Source organism: Streptomyces sp. NPDC046909 (assembly GCF_040644695.1).
GTDB lineage: Bacteria > Actinomycetota > Actinomycetes > Streptomycetales > Streptomycetaceae > Streptomyces.
Window position 1 is genome coordinate 917,452 of record NZ_JBEYXC010000001.1, and the last position, 21,012, is coordinate 938,463.

16 protein-coding genes are annotated in these 21,012 nt (G+C 69.4%); 5 read left to right on the top strand and 11 right to left on the bottom strand.

The window, feature by feature from the left end:
- Positions 1-26 precede the first annotated feature (26 nt).
- The 6 genes from narI to ABZ928_RS03835 all read right to left on the bottom strand — a co-directional run bounded on the left by narI (position 27) and on the right by ABZ928_RS03835 (position 8,370).
- Positions 27-749, bottom strand: a complete 723-nt coding sequence (gene narI / locus ABZ928_RS03810) for a respiratory nitrate reductase subunit gamma (protein WP_361514839.1) — start codon at positions 747-749, stop codon at positions 27-29.
- Positions 749-1,240, bottom strand: a complete 492-nt coding sequence (gene narJ / locus ABZ928_RS03815; protein WP_361514840.1) for a nitrate reductase molybdenum cofactor assembly chaperone — start codon at positions 1,238-1,240, stop codon at positions 749-751. The genes narI and narJ overlap by 1 nt, the downstream gene beginning before the upstream one ends.
- Positions 1,240-2,844, bottom strand: a complete 1,605-nt coding sequence (narH, locus tag ABZ928_RS03820; RefSeq protein ID WP_361514841.1) for a nitrate reductase subunit beta — start codon at positions 2,842-2,844, stop codon at positions 1,240-1,242. Before narH ends, narJ begins: the two co-directional genes overlap by 1 nt.
- Position 2,845: 1 nt before the next feature.
- On the bottom strand, positions 2,846-6,541 hold the full coding sequence (locus ABZ928_RS03825) for a nitrate reductase subunit alpha (protein ID WP_361514842.1): 3,696 nt from the start codon (positions 6,539-6,541) through the stop codon (positions 2,846-2,848).
- Positions 6,542-6,624: 83 nt separating this feature from the next.
- A complete protein-coding gene (locus ABZ928_RS03830) occupies positions 6,625-7,440 on the bottom strand; it encodes an SAM-dependent methyltransferase (RefSeq protein WP_361514843.1) in 816 nt (271 codons plus the stop codon).
- Between the two features lie 69 nt (positions 7,441-7,509).
- Positions 7,510-8,370: a helix-turn-helix transcriptional regulator gene (locus ABZ928_RS03835; protein ID WP_361514844.1), complete on the bottom strand. Its 861-nt coding sequence runs from the start codon at positions 8,368-8,370 to the stop codon at positions 7,510-7,512.
- A gap of 228 nt (positions 8,371-8,598) precedes the next feature.
- Between ABZ928_RS03835 and ABZ928_RS03840 the strand changes: the two genes are divergently transcribed.
- Complete coding sequence (locus ABZ928_RS03840) at positions 8,599-9,024, top strand: hypothetical protein (protein WP_361514845.1); 426 nt, start codon at positions 8,599-8,601, stop codon at positions 9,022-9,024.
- Here ABZ928_RS03840 and ABZ928_RS03845 read toward each other — a convergent pair.
- On the bottom strand, positions 9,006-9,803 hold the full coding sequence (locus tag ABZ928_RS03845) for a helix-turn-helix transcriptional regulator (RefSeq protein WP_361514846.1): 798 nt from the start codon (positions 9,801-9,803) through the stop codon (positions 9,006-9,008). The two genes, ABZ928_RS03840 and ABZ928_RS03845, sit on opposite strands and share 19 nt — an antisense overlap.
- A 132-nt stretch (positions 9,804-9,935) precedes the next feature.
- Between ABZ928_RS03845 and ABZ928_RS03850 the strand changes: the two genes are divergently transcribed.
- Together ABZ928_RS03850 and ABZ928_RS03855 are read left to right on the top strand one after the other, a co-directional pair.
- Positions 9,936-10,241: a 4a-hydroxytetrahydrobiopterin dehydratase gene (locus ABZ928_RS03850; protein WP_361514847.1), complete on the top strand. Its 306-nt coding sequence runs from the start codon at positions 9,936-9,938 to the stop codon at positions 10,239-10,241.
- 1 nt (position 10,242) lies between these two features.
- Positions 10,243-10,986 carry a class I SAM-dependent methyltransferase gene (locus ABZ928_RS03855; protein ID WP_361514848.1) on the top strand — a complete coding sequence of 248 codons (744 nt, stop codon included), beginning with the start codon at positions 10,243-10,245 and terminating at the stop codon, positions 10,984-10,986.
- Here the strand turns inward: ABZ928_RS03855 and ABZ928_RS03860 are convergent.
- Together ABZ928_RS03860 and ABZ928_RS03865 are read right to left on the bottom strand one after the other, a co-directional pair.
- Positions 10,970-11,431 carry a hypothetical protein gene (locus ABZ928_RS03860; protein WP_361514849.1) on the bottom strand — a complete coding sequence of 154 codons (462 nt, stop codon included), beginning with the start codon at positions 11,429-11,431 and terminating at the stop codon, positions 10,970-10,972. The genes ABZ928_RS03855 and ABZ928_RS03860 overlap by 17 nt on opposite strands.
- The gene (locus ABZ928_RS03865) at positions 11,428-11,907 is read right to left on the bottom strand and encodes a hypothetical protein (protein ID WP_361514850.1); all 480 of its coding nucleotides are present in this window, start codon (positions 11,905-11,907) and stop codon (positions 11,428-11,430) included. Before ABZ928_RS03865 ends, ABZ928_RS03860 begins: the two co-directional genes overlap by 4 nt.
- 62 nt (positions 11,908-11,969) lie before the next feature.
- On the opposite strand from ABZ928_RS03865, the gene ABZ928_RS03870 reads away from it, so the two are divergent.
- Positions 11,970-12,914 carry a YafY family protein gene (locus ABZ928_RS03870; RefSeq protein ID WP_361514851.1) on the top strand — a complete coding sequence of 315 codons (945 nt, stop codon included), beginning with the start codon at positions 11,970-11,972 and terminating at the stop codon, positions 12,912-12,914.
- A 70-nt stretch (positions 12,915-12,984) separates the two neighbouring features.
- Entirely contained in the window at positions 12,985-14,868 is a 1,884-nt protein-coding gene (locus ABZ928_RS03875) for a rhamnogalacturonan lyase (RefSeq protein ID WP_361514852.1), read from the top strand.
- Between the two features lie 85 nt (positions 14,869-14,953).
- On the opposite strand, the gene ABZ928_RS03880 is transcribed toward ABZ928_RS03875, so the two are convergent.
- Together ABZ928_RS03880 and ABZ928_RS03885 are read right to left on the bottom strand one after the other, a co-directional pair.
- On the bottom strand, positions 14,954-17,620 hold the full coding sequence (locus tag ABZ928_RS03880; protein WP_361514853.1) for a cellulose binding domain-containing protein: 2,667 nt from the start codon (positions 17,618-17,620) through the stop codon (positions 14,954-14,956).
- 289 nt (positions 17,621-17,909) lie between these two features.
- A complete protein-coding gene (locus ABZ928_RS03885) occupies positions 17,910-20,825 on the bottom strand; it encodes a glycoside hydrolase family 48 protein (RefSeq protein ID WP_361514854.1) in 2,916 nt (971 codons plus the stop codon).
- Between the last annotated feature and the right edge of the window lie 187 nt (positions 20,826-21,012).

Consider the following 21,012-nt stretch of genomic DNA (forward strand, 5'->3'; position numbering starts at 1 on the left):
GCACGGCGGCGTGTGACGCCGACCGGCTACGCGCCCGTCTTCTCCCACCCCCGCCGCTCCGGCCGCGGCCCCAACTGCTCGGGGTCGCGGCTGCGGTACACCACATACGGCCGGAACAGATACTGCACCGGCGCGCTGAACATATGCACCAGCCTGCTGTACGGCACGAACGCGATCAGCGCCATCCCGATCACCGCGTGCACCTGGTACAGCACCGGTACGCCTTCCATCCGGTCGATGTCCGGCTGGAGGGTGAAGAGGCTGCGCGCCCAGGGGCCGATGGACTGGCGGTAGTTGTAGCCGTCGCCGGAGGCGTGGGCCAGCTTGGCGATCATGCCCATCGCGATCGCGGCGAGCAGGACCAGGTACATGAGCTTGTCGTTGGCGGTGGTCGCCCGGAAGACGGGTGCCTTCGTCCGTCGACGGTATACGAGCAACAGGATCCCGCCGACCGCGAGCACTCCGGCCGCCGTACCGCCGTAGAGCGAGAGCAGATGGTACGTGTGCTCGTCGACGCCGAGCTTCTCGGTCCACGACATCGGCACGAACAGGCCCATGAGATGCCCGGCCAGCACGAAGAGGATGCCGTAGTGGAAGGCCGGGGAGGCGATGTTGAGCAGCTTGGACTCGTAGACCTGGGAGGAGCGGGTCGTCCAGCCGAACTTGTCGTAGCGGTAGCGCCAGATCAGTCCGGCGACGAGCAGGGCGAAGGCGACGTAGGGCAGCACGCCCCAGAGGAGTGTGGTCATCAGCGCACCCCGGTGTATGCGGTCGGCAGTGTGGCGCATACGGCATCCAGGACGGACGCGTACGGTGTACCGAAGCCGGTGAGCCGGGAGCGCAGTTGCTCCAGGCCCTCCCGGTGTTCGGTGAGCAGATCGGTGTCGCCGGTGCGGGCCGCGAACTCCAGGACCGCGGGCAGGAAGTCGGGCAGTTCCTCGCCGGTGAACTCAAGTCCTGCCGCCCGGTAGACCTCCTTGAAGCGGACCAGGGACATCCCGCGCCGTCTGGTGTCCCCGTCCTGCCACCAGCTCAGATACAGACTGTGCCGGTTCTTGAAGTCGAAGACCTGGACGTAGTGCGCGGCCAGCTCCTGCGCCGGGGTGACCGCCGCGTGGTCCACGAACTCCCGTAGCTGCGGGGCCGCTTCACGCAGGAGTGGCAGCCGGGCCCGGAAGTCGTCGTCGGGGTAGGTCAGACAGAGCGCGGCTGCCTGGTACAGCACGGCGTACGAGGGCATCAGACCTCCTCGGCGTCGGCAGGGTCGTCGGAGGTCTGGCGTTTGCGCAGGCCATGGAAGTTCTCCACGGACACCACCGGCAGCAGCTTGCGCCCGGAGTCCTGGCCGAACGGCCCGTCGCCGCCCATGCCGGGACCGCCGTCGTACTCCAGGCTGCACTGCTCGGGCAGCGCCGACTCCTCCAGGCGCCGCGCGTCACCGACGGCCGCGGTCGGAATCACGTAACGGTCCTCGTACTTGGCGATCGCCAGCAGCCGGTACATCTCCTCGATCTCCGCCGGCTTCATGCCGACCGCCTCGGTGACCGCCGGGTCGGGGTCCTCGCCGAGGTTGATCGCCCGCATGTGGGCGCGCATCGCGGCCAGCTTCTCCAGGGAGGCGCGTACGGGTGCGGTGTCGCCCGCCGTGAAGACCTCCGCCAGATACTCCAGCGGGATGCGGAGCGTGTCGATGGCACCGAAGAGGTTCTGGGCGTCCTCGCCGTCGTGCCCGGTCTCCGTGAGCGCGTCCACGACCGGGGAGAGCGGCGGGATGTACCAGACCATCGGCATGGTGCGGTACTCCGGATGCAGCGGCAGCGCCACCTTGTACTTGTTGATCAGCACGTGCACGGGGGAGCGGCGAGCAGCCTCCATCCAGTCGTACGGGATCCCGGCCTCCTCCGCCGCCCGCTGCACCGCACGGTCCTCCGGGTCGAGGAAGACACCCAACTGGGCCTCGTACAGGCCCTTTTCGTCGGGTGTGGAGGCGGCGGCGGTCACCTTGTCGGCGTCGTAGAGGATCACGCCGAGGTAGCGCAGTCGGCCCACGCAGGTCTCCGAACAGACCGTCGGCAGACCGACCTCGACGCGTGGGTAGCACATCGTGCACTTCTCGGCCTTGCCGGTGCGGTGGTTGAAGTAGACCTTCTTGTACGGGCATCCCGTCACGCACATCCGCCAGCCCCGGCACTGGTCCTGGTCGACCAGGACGATGCCGTCCTCCGCCCGCTTGTACATCGCGCCCGAGGGACAGGACGCCACGCAGGACGGGTTGAGGCAGTGCTCGCAGATGCGCGGCAGATAGAACATGAAGGTCTGCTCGAACTCGAACTTCACCTTGTCCGCCGCCTGTTGACGGGTGCGCTCGACCATCGGGTCGAGGTCGCCGTAGGCGGGGGCGCCGGCGAGGTTGTCGTCCCAGTTCGAGGACCACTCGATCTTCATCGGCTTGCCGTCGATCTGCGACACCGGGCGGGCCACCGGGAAGTCGTCGCCGAGCGGGGCGTCGGTGAGGTTCTTGTAGTCGTAGGTCCAGGGCTCGTAGTAGTCCTTGATCTCCGGCAGCTTCGGGTTGGAGAAGATGCCGAGGAGCTTGTGGAAGCGGCCGCCCGCCTTGAGCTTCAGCGCGCCGCGCTTGTTCAACTCCCAGCCGCCGCGCCACTTCTCCTGGTCCTCGTAGCGGCGCGGATAGCCCTGGCCCGGGCGGGTCTCGACGTTGTTGAACCAGACGTACTCCATGCCCTGCCGGTTGGTCCACGCCTGCTTGCAGGTCACCGAGCAGGTGTGGCAGCCGATGCATTTGTCGAGGTTCATGACCATCGCGATCTGAGCCATCACTCGCATGTCAGTACTCGACCTCCTGGCTGCGGCGGCGGATGACCGTCACCTCGTCGCGCTGGTTGCCCGTCGGGCCCAGGTAGTTGAACGCCCAGCTCAACTGGGCGTAGCCGCCGATGAGATGGGACGGCTTGAGGATCAGCCGGGTCAGCGAGTTGTGGATGCCGCCGCGCTTGCCCGTCGCCTCCGTCTTGGGGACGTTGACCGTGCGTTCCTGCGCGTGGTGCATGTAGACCGTGCCGGCCGGCATCCGGTGCGAGACGACCGCGCGGGCCACGACCACGCCGTTGCGGTTGACCGCCTCGATCCAGTCGTCGTCCCGCACGCCGATCGCGTCCGCGTCCTGCGGGGACATCCAGATGGACTGGCCGCCCCGGGAGAGGGCGAGCATGAACAGGTTGTCCTGGTACTCGGAGTGGATGGACCACTTGTTGTGCGGAGTGAGGTAACGGACCGTCACTTCCCGTTGCCCGTCCGGGCCGAGCTTCGGTTCGTTGAACAGCTTGTTCATGTCGAGCGGCGGCCGGTACACGGGAAGCGCCTCGCCCAGCTCGTGCATCCAGTCGTGGTCGACGAAGAAGTGCTGGCGGCCGGTGAGCGTGTGCCACGGCTTGAGGTGCTCGGTGTTCAGCGTGAAGGCTGTATACCGTCGACCGCCGGCCTCGCTGCCTGACCACTCCGGCGAGGTGATCACCGGGACGGGCGCTGCCTGGGTGTCGGCGTACGTGATCCGCTTGCCCTCGTGCTCGGCGGCCAGATGGGCCATCTCCTGGCCGGTGCGCTCCTCCAGGGTGTGGAAGCCCTGGGTGGCGAGCCGGCCGTTGGTGGTGCCGGACAACGACAGGATGGTGTTGGCCGCCTTCACCGCCGTATCCAGGGACGGGCGCCCCGCCGCAGGGCCCTCGCGGACCACGCCGTTGAGCTCCCGCAGGTGCTCGACCTCCTCGTCCGGTCTGAGGGCGATTCCCTTGCAGGGCAGGCCCAGTTGCTCCACCAGCGGGCCGAGCGCCCGGAACTTCGCGCCGATCGCCGTGTAGTCCCGTTCGACGACCGTCAGGTTCGGCATGGTGCTGCCGGGGACCGGATCGCACTCGCCCTTCTTCCAGTCCAGGACGACCCCGCCGGGCTGGGCGATCTCGCCCGGGGTGTCGTGCTGCATGGGGGTCGCGACCAGGTCCTTGCGGACGCCGAGGTGCAGGACGGCCATCTCGCTGAGCCGGTCGGCCAGCGCCTTGAAGGTGTCGAAGTCGGTGCGGGCCTGCCAGGGCGGGTCCACGGCCGGGGTGAAGGAGTGCACATAGGGGTGCATGTCCGTGCTGGAGAGGTCGTTCTTCTCGTACCAGGTTGCCGCCGGGAGGACGACGTCCGAGAGCAGGGTGGACGACGTCTGCCGGAAGTCCAGGGACAGCAGCAGGTCGAGCTTGCCCTCCGGGGCCTCGTCCCGCCAGGTCACGTCCCGTGGTCGCTCGGCGGGTTCGGCCTCCGTCGCGCTCAACGACGAGTTCGTGCCCAGCAGATGCTTCGTGAAGTACTCGGCGCCCTTCGCGGACGAGCCCAGCAGGTTGGCCCGCCACAGCGTCAGCACGCGCGGCCAGTTCTCGGGGGCGTCGGGGTCCTCGCAGGCGAAGTTCAGTGTGCCCGCCCGGAGTTCGGCCACCGCCTTCGCCACCGGGTCGCCGAAGGCGGCGCCCAGCTCCAGGGGGTTGCGGTCGAAGGTCGGGTACGACGGCATCCATCCCGCGCGTGCCGACAGGGCGAGACAGTCGGCGCCCGTCATCCCCTTGAACCGGCCCTCACCGAGCGGCGAGGCCAGGACGTCGGCGGTGAACTTGTCGTAGCGCCACTGGTCGGTGTTGAGGAACCAGTACGCCGTACCGATCATCTGGCGCGGCGGCCGCGACCAGTCGGAGGCGGCGGCGAGGGTGGCCCAGCCGGTGACCGGGCGGCACTTCTCCTGGCCGACGTAGTGCGCCCACCCGCCGCCGTTGCGGCCCTGGCAGCCGGTCAGCTGGAGGAGGGCGAGGAAGGCTCGGTAGATCGTCTCGGAGTGGAACCAGTGGTTGGTGCCTGCGCCCATCAGGATCATGCAGCGGCCCTTGGAGCGCTCGGCGGTGCGCGCGAACTCCCGGGCGATCTTGACGCACTTGGCGGCCGGGACGGAGGTGTGCACCTCCTGCCAGGCGGGGGTGCCGGGGGCCTCGGCGTCCTCGTAGGAGGCGGGCCAGCTGCCGGGGAGGTCGGCGCGCTGAACACCGTATTGCGCCAGCAGTAGATCGTAGACAGTCGTCACCAGGGGGCCGTCCGCACCTCCCAGCCGCGTCGCCGGGACGCCGCGCCGTACGACGTCACCGCGGCCCTGGCCGTGCTCGCCGCCCTCGGTGTCGAAGCGGGGGAGGAGCACCTCCACACCGGTCGCGATGTTCTGGCCGTGCAGGGTCAACGTCGGTTCGATCGGGCCGAGTTCGAGGTTCCAGCGGCCCTTGCCGGAGTCGGTCCAGCGGAAGCCGAGGGAGCCGTTGGGGACGACCGCGCGGCCGCTCGCCGCGTCCAGGACGACCGTCTTCCACTCCGCGCCCTCGCCGGACTGGCCGAGGTCGGTGGCGCGCAGGAACTTGGACGGGACGTAGCCGCCGTCCTTCTCGTCGAGGGTGACCAGGAAAGGGAGATCGGTGAACTTCCGTACGTAGTCCGCGAAGAACGGGGTCTCGCGGTCGACGAAGAACTCCTTGAGGATGACGTGGCCCATCGCCAGCGCCAGCGCGCCGTCCGTGCCGGGGTGCGGGTGCAGCCACTCGTCGGCGAACTTGGCGTTGTCGGCGTAGTCGGGCGCGACCACGACCACCTTCTGGCCCCGGTAGCGGGCCTCCGCCATCCAGTGCGCGTCCGGAGTGCGGGTCACCGGGACGTTCGAGCCCCACATCATCAAATACGCGGCGTCCCACCAGTCGCCGGACTCGGGGACGTCCGTCTGGTCCCCGAAGACCTGCGGGGAGGCCACGGGAAGGTCGGCGTACCAGTCGTAGAACGACAGCATCGGGGCGCCGATCAGGGAGTGGAAGCGGGCGCCCGCCGCGTGCGACACCATCGACATCGCGGGGATCGGGGAGAAGCCGGCGATGCGGTCGGGGCCGTACGTCTTGATCGTGTGGACGTGGGCGGCGGCGACGATCTCGACCGCCTCGTCCCAGGTGGCACGGACCAGGCCGCCCTTCCCGCGCGCTTGCTGGTAGCGGCGGCGGCGCTCGGGGTCGTTCTGGATGTCCTCCCAGGCCAGGACCGGGTCGCCGAGCCTTTGCAGGGCCTCGCGGTACAGCTCAAGGAGGACACCGCGGACGTACGGGTAGCGGACCCGGGTGGGGGAGTACGTGTACCAGGAGAACGCGGCGCCGCGCGGGCAGCCGCGCGGCTCGTACTCGGGGCGGTCGGGGCCGACGCTCGGGTAGTCGGTCTGCTGGGTCTCCCAGGTGATGATGCCGTCCTTGACGTACACCTTCCAGCGGCAGGAACCCGTGCAGTTCACGCCGTGCGTGGAGTTCACGACCTTGTCGTGGCTCCAGCGGTCCCGGTAGAAGGCGTCCGCCTCGCGGCCGCCCGTCAGCCCGATGCTGTGCAGGTCGGGCGCGGGCTTGCCCGGCCGGAAGAACCTCCCGGCCCGCAACAGCGCCGCACCCGGCTCGCTGGGCGGTGTCTGGGTGTCCGTCACATGCGCTCCCTTGCTTGCCCGTGCTTTCGAAGCTAGGGCTGAGCAGGGGAGCGCACCTGTCGGCGGCACCCGTTCGGGTCAGGTCAGGCCTTGCGGGCGACCCCCGCGTACACCGGGACGATGCCCTCCGTCTGCGCCTCGACGTCGACGGGCTCGGGGCGCCAGCCGGTCACCGGGATCACGCCCGGGCCCAGCAGATCCAGACCGTCGAAGAAGCGCGCGAACTCGGGCAGCGAACGCGGATAGAACGGGGTGCCGCTCCTGCGGAAGTGCTCGGCGGCCTTCCCGATCGCCTCCGGGCTCAGATCGGGGGTGACCTGCGACAGGATCACGTAGCTGCCCGGGGCGAGCTCGCCGACGTACCGCTTGAGCAGGCCGTACACGTCGTCGCCGTCGGGCTCGGCGCTCAGGTAATGGGTGAGCGCCACCAGGGACAGCGCGACGGGCTCCGCGAAGTCCAGGGTCTCCGCGGCCAGCCGCAGGATGGTGTCGGGGTCCCGGACATCCGCGTGTACGTAGGTGGTGGCGCCCTCCGGGGTGCTGTGCAGCAGCGCCTGGGCGTGCCGCAGGACGATCGGGTCGTTGTCGGCGTACACGACCTTCGAGTCCGGGGCGACCTCCTGCGCCACCTGGTGGAGGTTCGGCTCGGTGGGGATGCCGGTGCCGATGTCCAGGAACTGGCGGACCCCGGCCTCGGCGGCCGTGCGCACCGCCCGGTGCATGAACCGGCGGTTGGCGCGTGCCCCGCGCACCGCCGTGGCGTCCGAGGCGAGGATCCTGCGGGCCAGCTCCTCGTCCACCGGGTAGTTGTCCTTGCCGCCCAGCCACCAGTCGTACACCCGGGCGGGATGCGGCCGGCTGGTGTCGACGGTGGTGGGCGCGCCTTCGGGTCCGGTCATGCGGTGTCTTCTCCTCGGGAGTCGTCGGGGGCCGGAAGGTTGCGGTACGAGGCTCAAGCCCTGCGAGGCTCAATACGTCGCCCGGCGCTCCCGCAGGATCTTCTTGGTGCGCTCGGCCGACGCGGCACGCGCCGTCATGTGGTCCAGGGTCTCCAGATGCGCGGAGACCTCCGCGCGGGAGTCCAGATACAGGGCGCCGGTCAGATACTCGGTGAACGCCATGTCGGGCAGTTCCGGCTCGGCGAAACGGAACAGCGAGAACGGCGCGTACGTCCCCGGGTGCGGGCCCGCCGCGAACTCGGCGATCTGCAGGGTGACACGGTCGCGCTCGCCGAACTCCAGGAGTTTCTCCAGCTGTTCGGCCATGACCTCGCTGCCGCCGACCGGCCGCCACAGCACCGTCTCGTCCATGATCACCCACAGATGAGGCGGGTCCGGCTTCTCCAGGAGCCGCTGCCGGGCCATGCGCAGCGACACATGCCGCTCGATCGTCTCCGAGCCCTGCTTGGCGATCGTGCCCGCCTCCATGACGCCCCGCGCGTACGCCTCGGTCTGGAGCAGCCCCGGCACGAAGTGCGGTTCGTAGGAGCGGATGATGCGGGCGGCGCCCTCCAGGCTCACATACAGGCTGAACCAGTCCGGCAGCACATCGTGGAACCGCTGCCACCAGCCCGGCTGGTTCGCCTCCTCGGCGAGCGCGACGAAGGCGTCCGTCTCCTCCTCCGAGACGCCGTACGTCGACAGCAGCAGCTGCACATACGGAATCTTCAGCGCGACCTCGGCCATCTCCATGCGCCGTACGGTCGCCGGTGCCACGCGCAGGACCTTCGCGGCCTCCTCGCGCTTGAGCCCGGCCGCCTCCCGCAGCTCCTGGAGCCGCTTGCCGAGCACCACCTGGCCCACTGTGGGCGCAGGCCGCCGCTCACTCACGCCACGCCTCCCCTACGCGCCGAAGTATGCAGGGCAGTGTGTCATGTCCAGGTGCCGGCCTCACAGGGTCGGCGGTGAGGCGCTCACCACGTGCGGTCATTACCTCGGGGGTAATCGACCCTTCGGGGCGCGGGAGGGATCGTGGAGACATCGGGTTCCGGGCCGGCGCACTCCGGTCCGGAACCCGGCCCTTGTCCCCAACTCGACCCCGCCGGAGGGTGATTCGTCATGTCCGCCACCCAGCTGTCCGCCCTCGCCCGCACCTCCGACCCGCACACCGCCCTGCGCCGCTTCCTCGCCCTCGACGCGGCCGTGACCGGCGCGAACGCCCTCGCCTACCTGGCCCTCTCCGGGCCGCTGGGCTCCCTGTTGGGCGTCGACTCCACGCTGCTGCTCGAACTCGGTGTGTTCCTGGCCGGGTACGCGGCGGTCGTCGGCCTGCTGGCCTCCCGGGCCCGCCCCGCCGCCCTGCCGGTGCGAGCCGTCGTCGAGGCCAACCTCGCCTGGGCGGTGGTGAGTTGCGTCGCCCTCGCCCTGTGGCTGACCCCGTCGACGGCGGGCGCGGTGTGGACCGTCCTCCAGGCCGTGACCGTCGCCGGGTTCGCCGCACTCCAGCACATCGCCCTGAAGGCCCGTCAGGACATCAGCGTCTGAAGGTACTTGACCGTCGCCGGGTCGGCCGGGAGGAACGTCTCGATGGCCAGCTCGGCGACGGTCACGTCCATGGGCGTGTTGAAGGTGGAGATGGAGGAGATGAACGACAGCACCCGGCCCTCGTGCTCGATCCGCATCGGGAGCGCGAAGTACGGTACGTCCTCCAGCGGTTCGCCCGGCCCGGTGTCGGGCACCGGATAGGCCGCCACCTCCTCGTACAGCTCCCGCAACGGCTGTGAGCGGTGCAGCGCGATCTGCCGCTCCATCTGCGCGAGCAGATGCCCGCGCCACTCACCTAGGTTGCGGATCCGGGGTGCCATGCCCTGCGGGTGCAGGGTCAGCCGCATCGCGTTGAGCGGCGGTTCGAGCAGGGACTCCGGGACGCCGTCGAGTAGCATGAGGACGCCCCGGTTGGCGGCGACCACGTTGTACATCGCGTCCAACACCAGCGCCGGATACGGTTCGTAGCCCTGGATGAGCCGCTCGATGCCCTCGCGCAGGGCGCCCATGGCCGGGTCGGTCAGCGGGGTCTCCGGGAAGCGCGGCGCGTAACCGGCCGCCAGCAGCAGCGCGTTGCGCTCCCGCACCGGGACCTCCAGATGCTCGGCCAGCCGCAGCACCATCTCCTCGCTCGGCCGGGAGCGGCCCGTCTCGATGAAGCTGATGTGCCGGGCGGAGGAGTCGGCCCGCAGCGCCAGTTCCAGCTGACTGACCCGGCGCTGCTCGCGCCAGGCCCGCAGCAGCGGGCCGACGCCCTTGTCGGCGGCAGTGATGGTCATACGAGGACCGTAGACGACGAAACCGCGGTCGACGAAGGGGTACGCCTCTGAAGGGACCCTTCTGACCAGGGCTTCGGTGGGCCGGGTGTGGCAGGCTGAAGGAGAACCCGCAGCCTTGGAAGGAGCGACGTCATGCCCGTCGAACCGCTGTCGCAGAAGGAGATCGAGGACCGGCTCGCGGAACTCCCGGGCTGGTCGCTCGACGGAGACCGCCTCGCCCGCTCCTACCGGCTGCCCTCGCACTTCGCGGCCACCGCGATGGTCGTCCACATCGCCCAGGTCCAGGAAGGGCTCGACCACCACTCCGACCTCACGCTCGGCTACAACACGGTGTCCCTGACCGTGAACACGCACAGTGTCGGCGGCGCGGTCACCGAGAAGGACTTCGAGCTCGCGCAGAAGGTGGAGGCGCTCGCCCCCGGCCACGGGGCCCAGTGAGGTGCTGGACTACGACAAGGAGGCCGACGCCTACGACGCCAGCCGCGGCGGCGAACCCCGGGCCGCCGCGGCCGCCGACGCCGTCCTCGGCCTGATCCCCGCCCGTGCCGCACACCTCCTCGACGTGGCCTGCGGCACCGGCATCGTCACCCGGCGGCTCGCCCGGGCCCGGCCCGCGCTGCGGGTGACGGGCGCCGACCTGACGTACGGCATGGCCCGCATGGCCGCCGTACGGCTGCCCGGCGCGATCGTGCTCGGCGACGGCCGCCGACTGCCGTTCGCCGACGGGGCGTTCGACGCGGTGACCAGCGTGTGGCTGCTGCATCTCATCGACCGCCCCGACGACGTGCGCAGCATCGTCGCCGAGTGCGCCCGGGTGCTGCGGCCCGGCGGGGTCTACGTCACCACCGTCGACAAGGCCGCCGCGCACGACGTCGGCAGCGACATCGACGACGTCCTCGCCCCGCGCCCGCGCCGGCCCGCCCCGGACGCCGCGCCCCGCGTCGAGGCGTACGCCGCCGCACAGGGCCTGGTCGACGCCGGACGGGCCCGCTTCCCCGGCCGGGGCCAGGGCCGCAGCCCCCGCCGGACCGCCGCCGACCTGCGGCGCGGCTGGTTCACCCTGCTGCCGCCGGGCGACCCGCGCACCGAGGCGTTCGCCGCCCGCCTGGAGACCCTGCCGGACCAGGACCGGCCGCGCCCCGACCCCGTCTTCGAACTGCGCGCCTTCAGGAAGCCCGGGTGAACTCCATGACCCAGTTGGTCAGCCAGGTGTCCCCGCCGTCGAGCGAGAAGGCCTGCTCCCAGCGGGCGCCGGTGGGGGAGACGTCCGACCAGACGAAGCGGACCTGTACGTCCTTGCCGTCGTGGGTGTCGTCGCCGTGGAACTCCCCGCGGCCACCCGTGAATTGACCGAAGACGGGCGGGAAGAGGGTCCCGGTGCGGCTGGACGCCCAGTTGAGCGACCACTGCTTCTTCTCCGGGTCGAAGAGCCGCAGGGTCGCCCCCTTCGAGGCCAGGTGCGGCATGTCGATCTCGTCGAGGTTCGCGGTGCCGTCGAACAGCGCCCAGCAGCGGCTGGTGCCCGGGAACTCCTCCCAGTCGCTGTCCGGGTCGAGGAAGTCGGTGCGGCGGCGGTGCTGGACCTGCCACTCGCCGTGGAAGAAGTCGAAGTCGTGCGGGCTGCTCATGCGCGGTCTCCAGTGGTTCCTTCGGGCAGGGAGTCGGCCAAGTAGGCGGCCAGGTCCGGGACTTCGGGGGCCAGCAGGTGCCGTACCCAGGCGTCCCGTTCGTGCAGGATCGGCGGCAGTTCCCAGACGCAGCCGATCCAGGGAAGGTCGGGCCTGATGAAGTGGGTGGGGTCGTTGTCCGGACAGCCGAGGACGGGCTGGCCGGCGGACGCGCCCCGGAAGTGCAGGACGTTGTCCCACACCCAGCTGTAGGCGTTGAGATAGGCGCCGTCGTCGCCTCCCCGGTGCAGCACGACGAACGTCGCGGGCGGGGTGCCGTCCGGCTCCGGCAGCAGCTCCGGGAGGATCTCGTACGCCGCCTTCTCGACCTCGGGCGCGATGCCGGCCGGGTCGGCGGTGACGTGGTAGCGCTTGATGTGCCGGCCCGCCACCTCGATGGGGGGTGGGACGGTCAGCAGTTTCTCGGTGAAGCTCATGGCGGGACGCTATGGCGGCTTCACTGACACCTTCTGTCAGTGAAGTCTGGGATTCTGGGCCGGTGAAGTCCAGTCGCCTCGTCTCGATCCTGCTCCTGCTCCAGACCAGGGGCCGGATGACCGCCGCCCAGCTCGCCGAGGAGCTGGAGGTGTCGGTGCGTACGGTCTACCGGGACGTGGAGGCGCTGGGCGCGGCGGGCGTCCCGCTGTACGGCGACGCGGGCCACGCCGGTGGCTACCGGCTCCTCGACGGCTACCGCACCCGTCTGACCGGCCTCACCACCGACGAGGCCGAGGCGCTCTTCATGGCAGGTGTGCCCGGCCCCGCGGCGGAACTGGGGCTGGGGGCGGTGCTGGCGGCCGCGCAGCTCAAGGTGCGGGCGGCGCTGCCGGTGGAGCTGCGGGCCCATGCGGACCGGGTGAGCGGGCGGTTCCATCTCGACGCGCCCGGGTGGTACGCGGAGGCGGAGGAGACGCCTTATCTGTCGGCGGTCGCGGACGCGGTGTGGAACAACCGTGTACTGAATATCGTATACCGTAGATGGCGTGCGCCCACGGACGTGGAGCGGCGCCTGGAGCCGTACGGGCTGGTCCTCAAGGCCGGACGCTGGTACGTCGTCGCCGGTCCCGGTCCCGGTCTCGGTCCCCGGACGTTCCGCGTCGACCAGATCCTCGAACTCGCCACCTCCGACGAGGAGTTCGGCCGTCCGGACGGCTTCGACCTGGCCGCGTACTGGACGGCGTACCAGCGCGACTTCCATGAACGCCTGTACCGGGAGGAGGCGGTGGTGCGGCTGGCGCCGGGGGTGACGCACCCGAGAGCGAGCGCGTACGGGCCGGAGCAGTCCGACGGCTGGACCTTGGCGCGGGTGCCGATCGAGTCCGTCGACCGTGCTCTCGGGGAGTTTCTGTCCATGGGTGCGGACGTCGAGGTGCTGGAGCCGCCGGAGCTGCGCGAGCGACTTGCCCGAACTGTAAGGGAGTTGGCGGCGTGGTACGCCGGATGAGCGGCAACCTTCCCGCGCGCGGTGGCGACCGGGTAGTGGAACCCGTCCGCCCTCCCAGGAGGTACGTCTCGTGCAGCACCCGCACCCGCACCCCCACAAGCACCGCAGACGAAGGGCCGTCCTCTCCGCGCTGACCGCCACCGCGGCACTCGTCGCCGCCGGGCTCACCCAGCTGGCCACCGGTACGGCGGAGGCCGCAACCGCCCGCCAGGTGGAGGCACTTGACCGGGGCGTCGTCAGCGTCCACACCGACGCGGGCAACCTGGTCAGCTGGCGCTGGCTGGGTACTGACCCGGGCGACGTCTCGTTCAACGTCTACCGGGCCGGTACGAAGGTCAACTCGACGCCGGTCACCGGCTCCACCAACTACTTCCACTCCGGCGCCCCTTCCCAGGCCGACTACACGGTCCGCGCGATCGTCGGCGGAGTGGAGCAGGCCGACTCCGTCCACGCCATCCAGTTCCGCACCGGCTACAAGGACGTGCCCATCAGCCCACCGGCGGGCGGCACGACCCCGGACGGCGTCGCCTACACCTACGAGGCCAACGACGCCTCGGTCGCCGACCTCGACGGCGACGGCGCCCTGGACTTCGTACTGAAGTGGCAGCCGACCAACCAGAAGGACAACTCCCAGTCCGGCTACACCGGCAACACCGTCCTCGACGGCATCAAGCTCGACGGCACCCGGCTGTGGCGCATCGACCTGGGGCGCAACATCCGCTCCGGCGCGCACTACACGCAGTTCCAGGTGTACGACTACGACGGCGACGGCAAGGCCGAGGTCGCCATGAAGACGGCGGACGGCACGGTCGACGGCACCGGCGCCGTGATCGGCAGCTCCTCGGCCGACTACCGCAACTCCAGCGGCTACGTCCTGTCCGGACCCGAGTACCTGACCATGTTCAACGGCCAGACCGGCAAGGCGATGCAGAGCGTCGACTACGTCCCGGCCCGCGGCACGGTGAGCTCCTGGGGCGACTCGTACGGCAACCGCGTCGACCGCTTCCTCGCGGGCACGGCGTACCTCGACGGCGCCCGTCCGTCGCTGATCATGGCCCGCGGCTACTACACCCGTACGGTGATCGCGGCCTGGGACTGGCGGGGCGGCGCCTTCACCCGCCGCTGGACGTTCGACACCAACTCCTCCACCAACTCCGGCAAGGGGTACGACGGTCAGGGCTCGCACAGTCTGTCCGTGGGGGACGTCGACAACGACGGCAAGGACGAGATCGTGTACGGCGCGATGGCCGTGGACGACAACGGGAACGGCCTGTGGACCACGAAGACGGGACATGGCGACGCCCAGCACCTGGGCGACCTCGACCCCTCCCACGCGGGCCTGGAGTACTTCAAGGTGTCGGAGTCGTCGTCGCAGCCCGCCGAGCTGTACATCAACCCCGCCAACGGCACGGTCAATTGGAGCCTGGCCGCCTGCTGCGACAACGGGCGTGGCGTCGCCGGTGACATCTACGCCGGCAACGACGGCGCCGAGGTCTGGTCCGCCTCCGACTCCTCCATCCGCGACGAGGCCGGCGCGACGAAGGGCCGCGAGCCCTCCTCCGTCAACTTCCTCTCCTGGTGGGACGGCGACACCACCCGCGAACTGCTCGACGGCACCCACATCGACAAATACGGCACCTCCGCCGACACCCGCCTCCTGACCGGCGCCTCGGTCCACTCCAACAACAGCACCAAGGCGACCCCGTCCCTCTCCGGCGACCTCTTCGGCGACTGGCGCGAGGAGGTCGTCTGGCCGACGTCGGACAACACGGCGCTGAGGATCTACTCGACGCCCTACGAGACGACAACGAAGATCACGACCCTGCTGCACGACACGATGTACCGCACGGGCCTGGCCTGGCAGAATACCGCCTACAACCAGCCTCCCCACCCGAGCTTCTTCATCGGCAACGGGATGGCCACGGCACCCAGGCCGACGGTCTACACCCCCTGACGGAGAGCGCGAAGAGGCCCCGCCCGGCAGGCTCTGCATTCCGGACGGGGCCTCGTCAGGTGCGGTCGGTTCCCGTGGGATCAGGTCAGTTCACAGTGCACGACTGGTCGCCCAGCTTGAACGCCGTCGGTTTGCCGTTCGTCCCCGACCAGCTCCCCGTGAAGCCGAAGCCGACGGACGAGCCGGCCGCCACATTGGCGTTCCAGCTGACGTTCTTCGCCGTCACCGCCGAGCCCGACTGGGTCCAGTCGGCGTTCCAGAGCTGGCCGATCGTCTGGCCGTTGGGAAAGGTCCAGCCAAGTGACCAGCCGCTCCAGGCGGTTGAACCCGTGTTGCTGAGCTGGACGTCGGCCTGGAAACCGCCCGACCACTGATTGGTGATCTTGTACGTCACCGCGCAGGCGCCCGTGGGTGTCGGCGTGGGGTCGGTGCCACCGCCGCCGTCACCGCCGCCCGTGTCGGAGCTGTCGCCGTAGATGACACCGCGGCCGTTGGTCGACACATAGACGCGGCCGTACACGCGCGGGTCGCCGGTGATCGCCGCCCCTGTCCAACCCCACTGGTGTGCCGCGTCGTTGATGCGGGTCCAGGTCGAACCCTGGTCCGTGGAGCGGAAGATCCCGCGTATGCCGCCGATCTTCGCGCTGGTGTAGAGGGTTTGGTACGACGCCCCCGTCGCCGCCTTGCCGAAGCCGATCGTGTCGGCCTGCTCGACGTTGGAGAGCTTGGTGAACGTCGTACCGCCGTTCGTCGAGTGCCACAGACCGTACGCGCCGTCCGTCGCACCACCCGCCAGCCACACGTCACCCTTGGTGCCGGGCAGCGCCTTGAAGCGCACGCTGTCCCCGGCCGGAAGACCACTCGCCGCGCTCGCCGTGAAGGTCGCGCCGCCGTCCGTACTGACGTAGAACTTCCCGGACTTGAAGCCGTAGAAGGTCTTCGCGTCGACCCGGTCGGACTCGACGATCGCCCCGGCCGGGATCCCGCTCGACGCCGCCCAGGACGAACCGAAGTCCGTCGTGTACTGCACACCCGCACCCTCCGGGCTCCACACGAACCGGCTGCCGTCCGAGGCCGCCGCGACCGTACCGCCGCCGCTCACGCCCGAAGGGTCGGTCCCGGCGAACCAGTTGGCGCCGTTGTCCGTCGAGAACGCGATGTGCGGTCCCGAGTCGAGGTTGCCGACCCGGACGACCGTGTTGGGGTTGGTCTCGGCGAAGTCCAGACTCGTGGTCGTGGTGAAGTTCGGCTGGGTGTACATCATCGACGGCACCTTGGTGAGGTCCGTGTGCCGGAAACCGCCGATGTCACCGAGCGCGCTGAAGAGCTGGGCGCCGCCGGACGGGGGCGCGGCGAGGTCGTTGACCGCGGTCTCCTCCAGGCCCTGCACCATCGGTTTGATGGTGAACTGGCTGCCGCTGTCCCAGTTCCCGAGGTTCTCGGTGCCGTAGATCGTCGCGCCCGTCCCGTACATCATGCGGTTCGAGTCGAACGGGTCGATCTCCAGCGCCTCCGTCATCCACCCGAGCTTCGGTGTCTGCTCCGGCGGCGAGGGATTGGCGCCCCAGGTCAGCCAGGGCGAGGACGAGACGTCCATGGTGTAGCGGTTCGAGCGGTTGGGATACGACGTGTAGTCCCAGGCCCGCGTCCAGGTGGCACCGCTGTCCGTGGAACGGAAGATCTGGGTGTCCGGCCACCAGGAGCTGTAGCCGGTCGCCATCAGCGTGCCGGGGTGCTGCCGGTCGACGGTCAGTCCGCTGAAGCCGTAGTAGGTGTCGGCCTCGGCGACCGGGCTGATGTTCGTCCAGGTGCCGGTCGCGGTCGCGTACCGCCACAGCTGGCCCTTGCCGCCGTCGTACGGACCGCCCTTGTCGCTGTATGCGATGTACAGATAGCCGTTGACGGTATCCAGTACACCCTTGTGCGCGAGGTATCCCGTCGGCTGCCCGGCCACCCGCGACCAGCTCGCGCCCCCGTCCGTCGACCGGTACACCGAGTTCTGCAGATCCGCGACCCCGACGTAGATCGTCTGCGTCGCGCTGCCCGCCGTACCCGTCTTCTCGTCGAAGGTGACCCAGACGATGCCCTGGTTGTCGCTGGCGTAGCCGGAGGTGTCGCTCGGATCCTGCGCGTAGTTGCCGACGTTGGGGAAGTTCGTCACCTGCGACCAGGTCACCCCGGAGTCCGTCGACCGCCACAGGCCCTTGCCGCTGGGCGCGCCCAGATACAGCACGCTGTTCTTGTTCGGGTCGATCGCCAGCCGCTCACCCATGCCACGCCCCGGCATGTTGCCGCCCAGCTTGAACGGCAGATCGGTCTTCTGCCAGCTGGTGCCCCGGTCGGTGGAGCGCAGGATCGCCCCGTTCCCCGGATCCCAGCTGTTCGTGTACGTCCCGACCGCCGCGTACACCTTGTTGGGATCCACGGAGTCGGAGGCGAGGCTGGCCACCCCCGTGTGCCCCCAGTCGTCCCAGCCGACCGAGTCCAGCAACGGCGTCCAGGTCTTGCTCGACTCCACCCAGCGATAGGCCCCGCCGATGTCGGTCCGGGCATACGCCAGATTCTTCTCACCGCGATTGAAGACGATCCCGGGGACGAAGCCGCCCCCGTCGATCCGGGCGTTCTTCCAGGTGTACGTGTCGGCGGCGATCGCCACCTTCGAGGCGGTACCGGCGGCCAGCGCGGGCGGCGTACCCGCGAGCAGCCCGGCCGCGAGCGCCAGCACGGCCGTGAGGATGCGTGTTCTTCGCACGGGAGTTCCTTTCCGGGGCGTGAGGGAGGAGGGGGGAAGGTACGAACGGCAAGCGCTTTCCATAGAGCCCGAGAGGTGCCGGGCGACCCCCAGTGCGGGAGGGGGCCGCCCGGCGAGTCGGCCTCACCGTCAGGTGGCGAGACCTCGTACGGGGAGCTTTTGAGCGGTACCGCAGGAGAAGGGGCCGGCTGCCGCGCCCCTGTCTTTCAGGGGCGCGGGGAACTGCGCGACCAGCCACAACGGACCCGCAGTCGAAGTACGGCCCTCTTGGCGGAGCGCCCGGCGGGGGCTATTCCAGAAGCTCCGCGTACGAACCCATGGCCAAGGCGATGTCCGCCTGAGCCCAGAACCGGTGATACGTGAACGACGGCGCCGCACCGCCCGCGAGATACGCCTCGATCTTCGACCAGGCCGGATCGTCCTCGTAGAACGACCGGATCGAATCGAAGGTCGACGACGAGTTGATCGCGTCCCCGTTCGGCATCGTCCCGGTCCAGCCGGACGGGATGTACACCCCGTCGTCGAACCGGTTGTAGTCCGTGCGGGTCTCCGGGACGGCGACGCCCAGGGAGTCCTGGTAGTTGGCCCACATGCCGTCGAGGAGCGCCTTGGCCGTCGTCGCGGCCTGGGTGTCACCGGAGCGGTCCGCGTAGTAGGTCAGGGTCTTGGCGTACGCGGCGGTCACGCCGACGTCGTTGGTGTAGTCGGCGACGGTGACGTGAAGTCCGGTGTTGGCGCCGGGACTTGACGCGTTCCAGGTGTCGGGCTGGCCGGACCACTGGAGCGTCGCGGGGATCTGGTAGGTGCCGTCCGGGTTGATCGTGGTCTTGGACAGCGCCCAGTCGACCCACTTGTCGAGGACCGTCTTGGCCTGCGCGTTCCCCGTCTGCTGGTAGTACTCGGCCACCCGCTCCATCGACCATGCCTGGAAGCCGAACCACTGGTTGGACGGCGGGTCGTGATAGACGGGCTGCTGGTCGTAGTACATGCCGTAGAAGGTCGATGTACCGGCCGGCGGTGTCGCGTACCGGCCCGCCCAGCTGTTGGTCGCACCGCCCGCGATGGCGCCCTCGTCGGACTGGAGCCAGCGGTAGAACTCCAGCTGCCGGGTGAGCGAGGTGTTCCAGTCCGCCGCGCCCGTCGAGGACTTGGGCTTGAGGTCGGCGTACGAGCTGAGCGCGTAGGCGGCCAGGGGGTTCTGGTAGCCGCCGTGCGCGTGGCTGGAACCGATGCGCCAGGCCCAGCCGGCGCTGGTGTCCGTCGCGCCGCCCCACGCGTAGTACCAGGACAGCAGGTACATCGAGGAGTTCTTGCCGCTGCCCGCCGCGCAGGCCGACGGCCCGACACAATTCCCTATCTTCTTGAAGTACTTGTCGTACATCGCGTACCGCAGATAGTCGCCCATCTTCGCGGCCTTGCCGATGGTCGCGGAGACGTCGGCGCCCTTGCCCTGCTCCTTCGCCCAGACGTCCGCCCAGTACGCGGCCTGCACGGCGCGCGCGTCGGCGTCCGGGGCGTTGGTGAACTTCCACTGCCTGGCGTACGAGGAGTCACCGGTGAACAGGTCCAAGTACCCGTTCTTTCCACCGTACTTGAAGGAGTCGCAGGTCGGCTGCGGCACCGTCTCCCACACCGACTCCTGCGCACCGCGCTGGAAGGTGTTGATGTACGACGGTCCGGTGTCGGTCGGTCCCGCCTCGCACTTGCCGGGCGAGTTGCCGTAGCCGTAGACGTTGTCGACGTCCTGGAGCCAGTGCATACCGTAGACATCGTCCGTACCGTATGCGGTCTTCAGTTCACCGGCGATCGGATCCGATCCCACCGACACCCCGGTGTCCAGCTTCGCCGGATACTCGTTGGGCGTGTCCAGCTCGGGCGCGTACGTCGCCGGCTTCGAGGCGTTGTAGAAGGAGTTCGTCGGCTGGTCGGCGTGCGTGGGGATCATGTACTTCTCCATGATGTCCCAGGCGCCGTTGAACTTGGACCAGTCGCCGGTCACCTTGCCGTACATGGCCTGCAGCCAGAGAAGGTAGCTGTACGCCTCCGACGTGGTCTCATGGCCGTGGTCCGGCGCCTCGACGATCAGCGTCTCGACCGAGTGGTAGGGGATGCCCTCGGGGGAGAAGTAGCCGTTCGCCGGGTTGGTGATCTTGCCGTACAACTCCAGGAAACGGGCGTCGTACTGCCCCGCGGCGGCGATCTGGGTGACCGCCACCGACGCCTTGGCGTGCCCGGTCGCCGTCGACTCGAAGGTCGCGGCGCCCGTACCGGAGGCGTCGGCCGTGATCGTGACGTTCTGGGCCGTGTTCCAGTTCGACGGGGTGAAGGTCAGGGAAGCCCCGCCGGTCACGGACAGACCCGAGTTGCCGCTCGCGCGAGCGGTCGTCACGGTCACGTTCGCGGACGGCTGCGTCGACAGCTTCACCGAGTACGTGCCCGTCTTGCCCTGCTGGACGGCGAGTTGAGTGGCCGAGGCCACCACGGCGGGACCCGAGGCGACCGTGATGCCGACCGGTGTGGACTCCGCTGCGGCGCCCAGACTGTCGTACGCCTTCGCGAGCAGCGAATGACTGCCCACGGTCAAACTAGAGACCGAGAGCGAGTACGGCGATGTCGTATCGGTGCCCAGCAGCGTGGTGTTGTCGTAGAACTCCACCTTGCTGATCGTCGCGCCGTCGGCGGCCGCGGCGGTCGCCGCGAGCGGGACGGCGTCGCCCTGGGTGTAGACGGCGCCCGCCGCGGGGCTGGTCAGCACCGTGATCGGTGGCTGGTGCGCGCCGACGCAGGTGGTGCCGTTGACGGCGAAGGACGTCGGGGCGGCGTTGGTGCCGCTGTAGGTGAACTGCGCGCCGGTGGAGACCGCGGCACCGGCCGCGATGGTCCCGTTGTAGCTCGCGTTGTTCACCGTGATCGCCTGACCGGACTGGGACCAGGTGCCGTTCCAGCCGTTGGTCAGCTTCTGGTTGCCCGTGTAGGCGTACGTGAGGTTCCAGCCGCTGATGGCGTCCGTACCGCGGTTGGTGATCGTCACGTCCGTGGTGAAGCCGGAGCCCCAGTCGTTCGTCTTGTAGTCGACGCTGCACTGAACTGCGGCTGCCTGTGCGGGAGTTGAAGCCGCGCTCAGCATCGCGAACGGCAGGGCCAGGGCGGCCGCGACAGCCGTCCATAAGCGCCGGGCAGCCCGGCGTCTCCTTCTCGGTGCCATGTGCTGGTTCCTCCTTGCGGCTCGGAGAAGTCAAGGCTTGAACCAGTGGGAGCGCTCCCATAGTGGGGAGGAGGGTGTGAGGGGTCAAGGTGCTTGAAGAGTCGAAAAGATTCGATGAAAGTGGTTGAGGGAAAGTCAAGTGACTCCTCTGTTCTTTGCCGTCACTTGGCGCTAGCTTCGTGAGCAC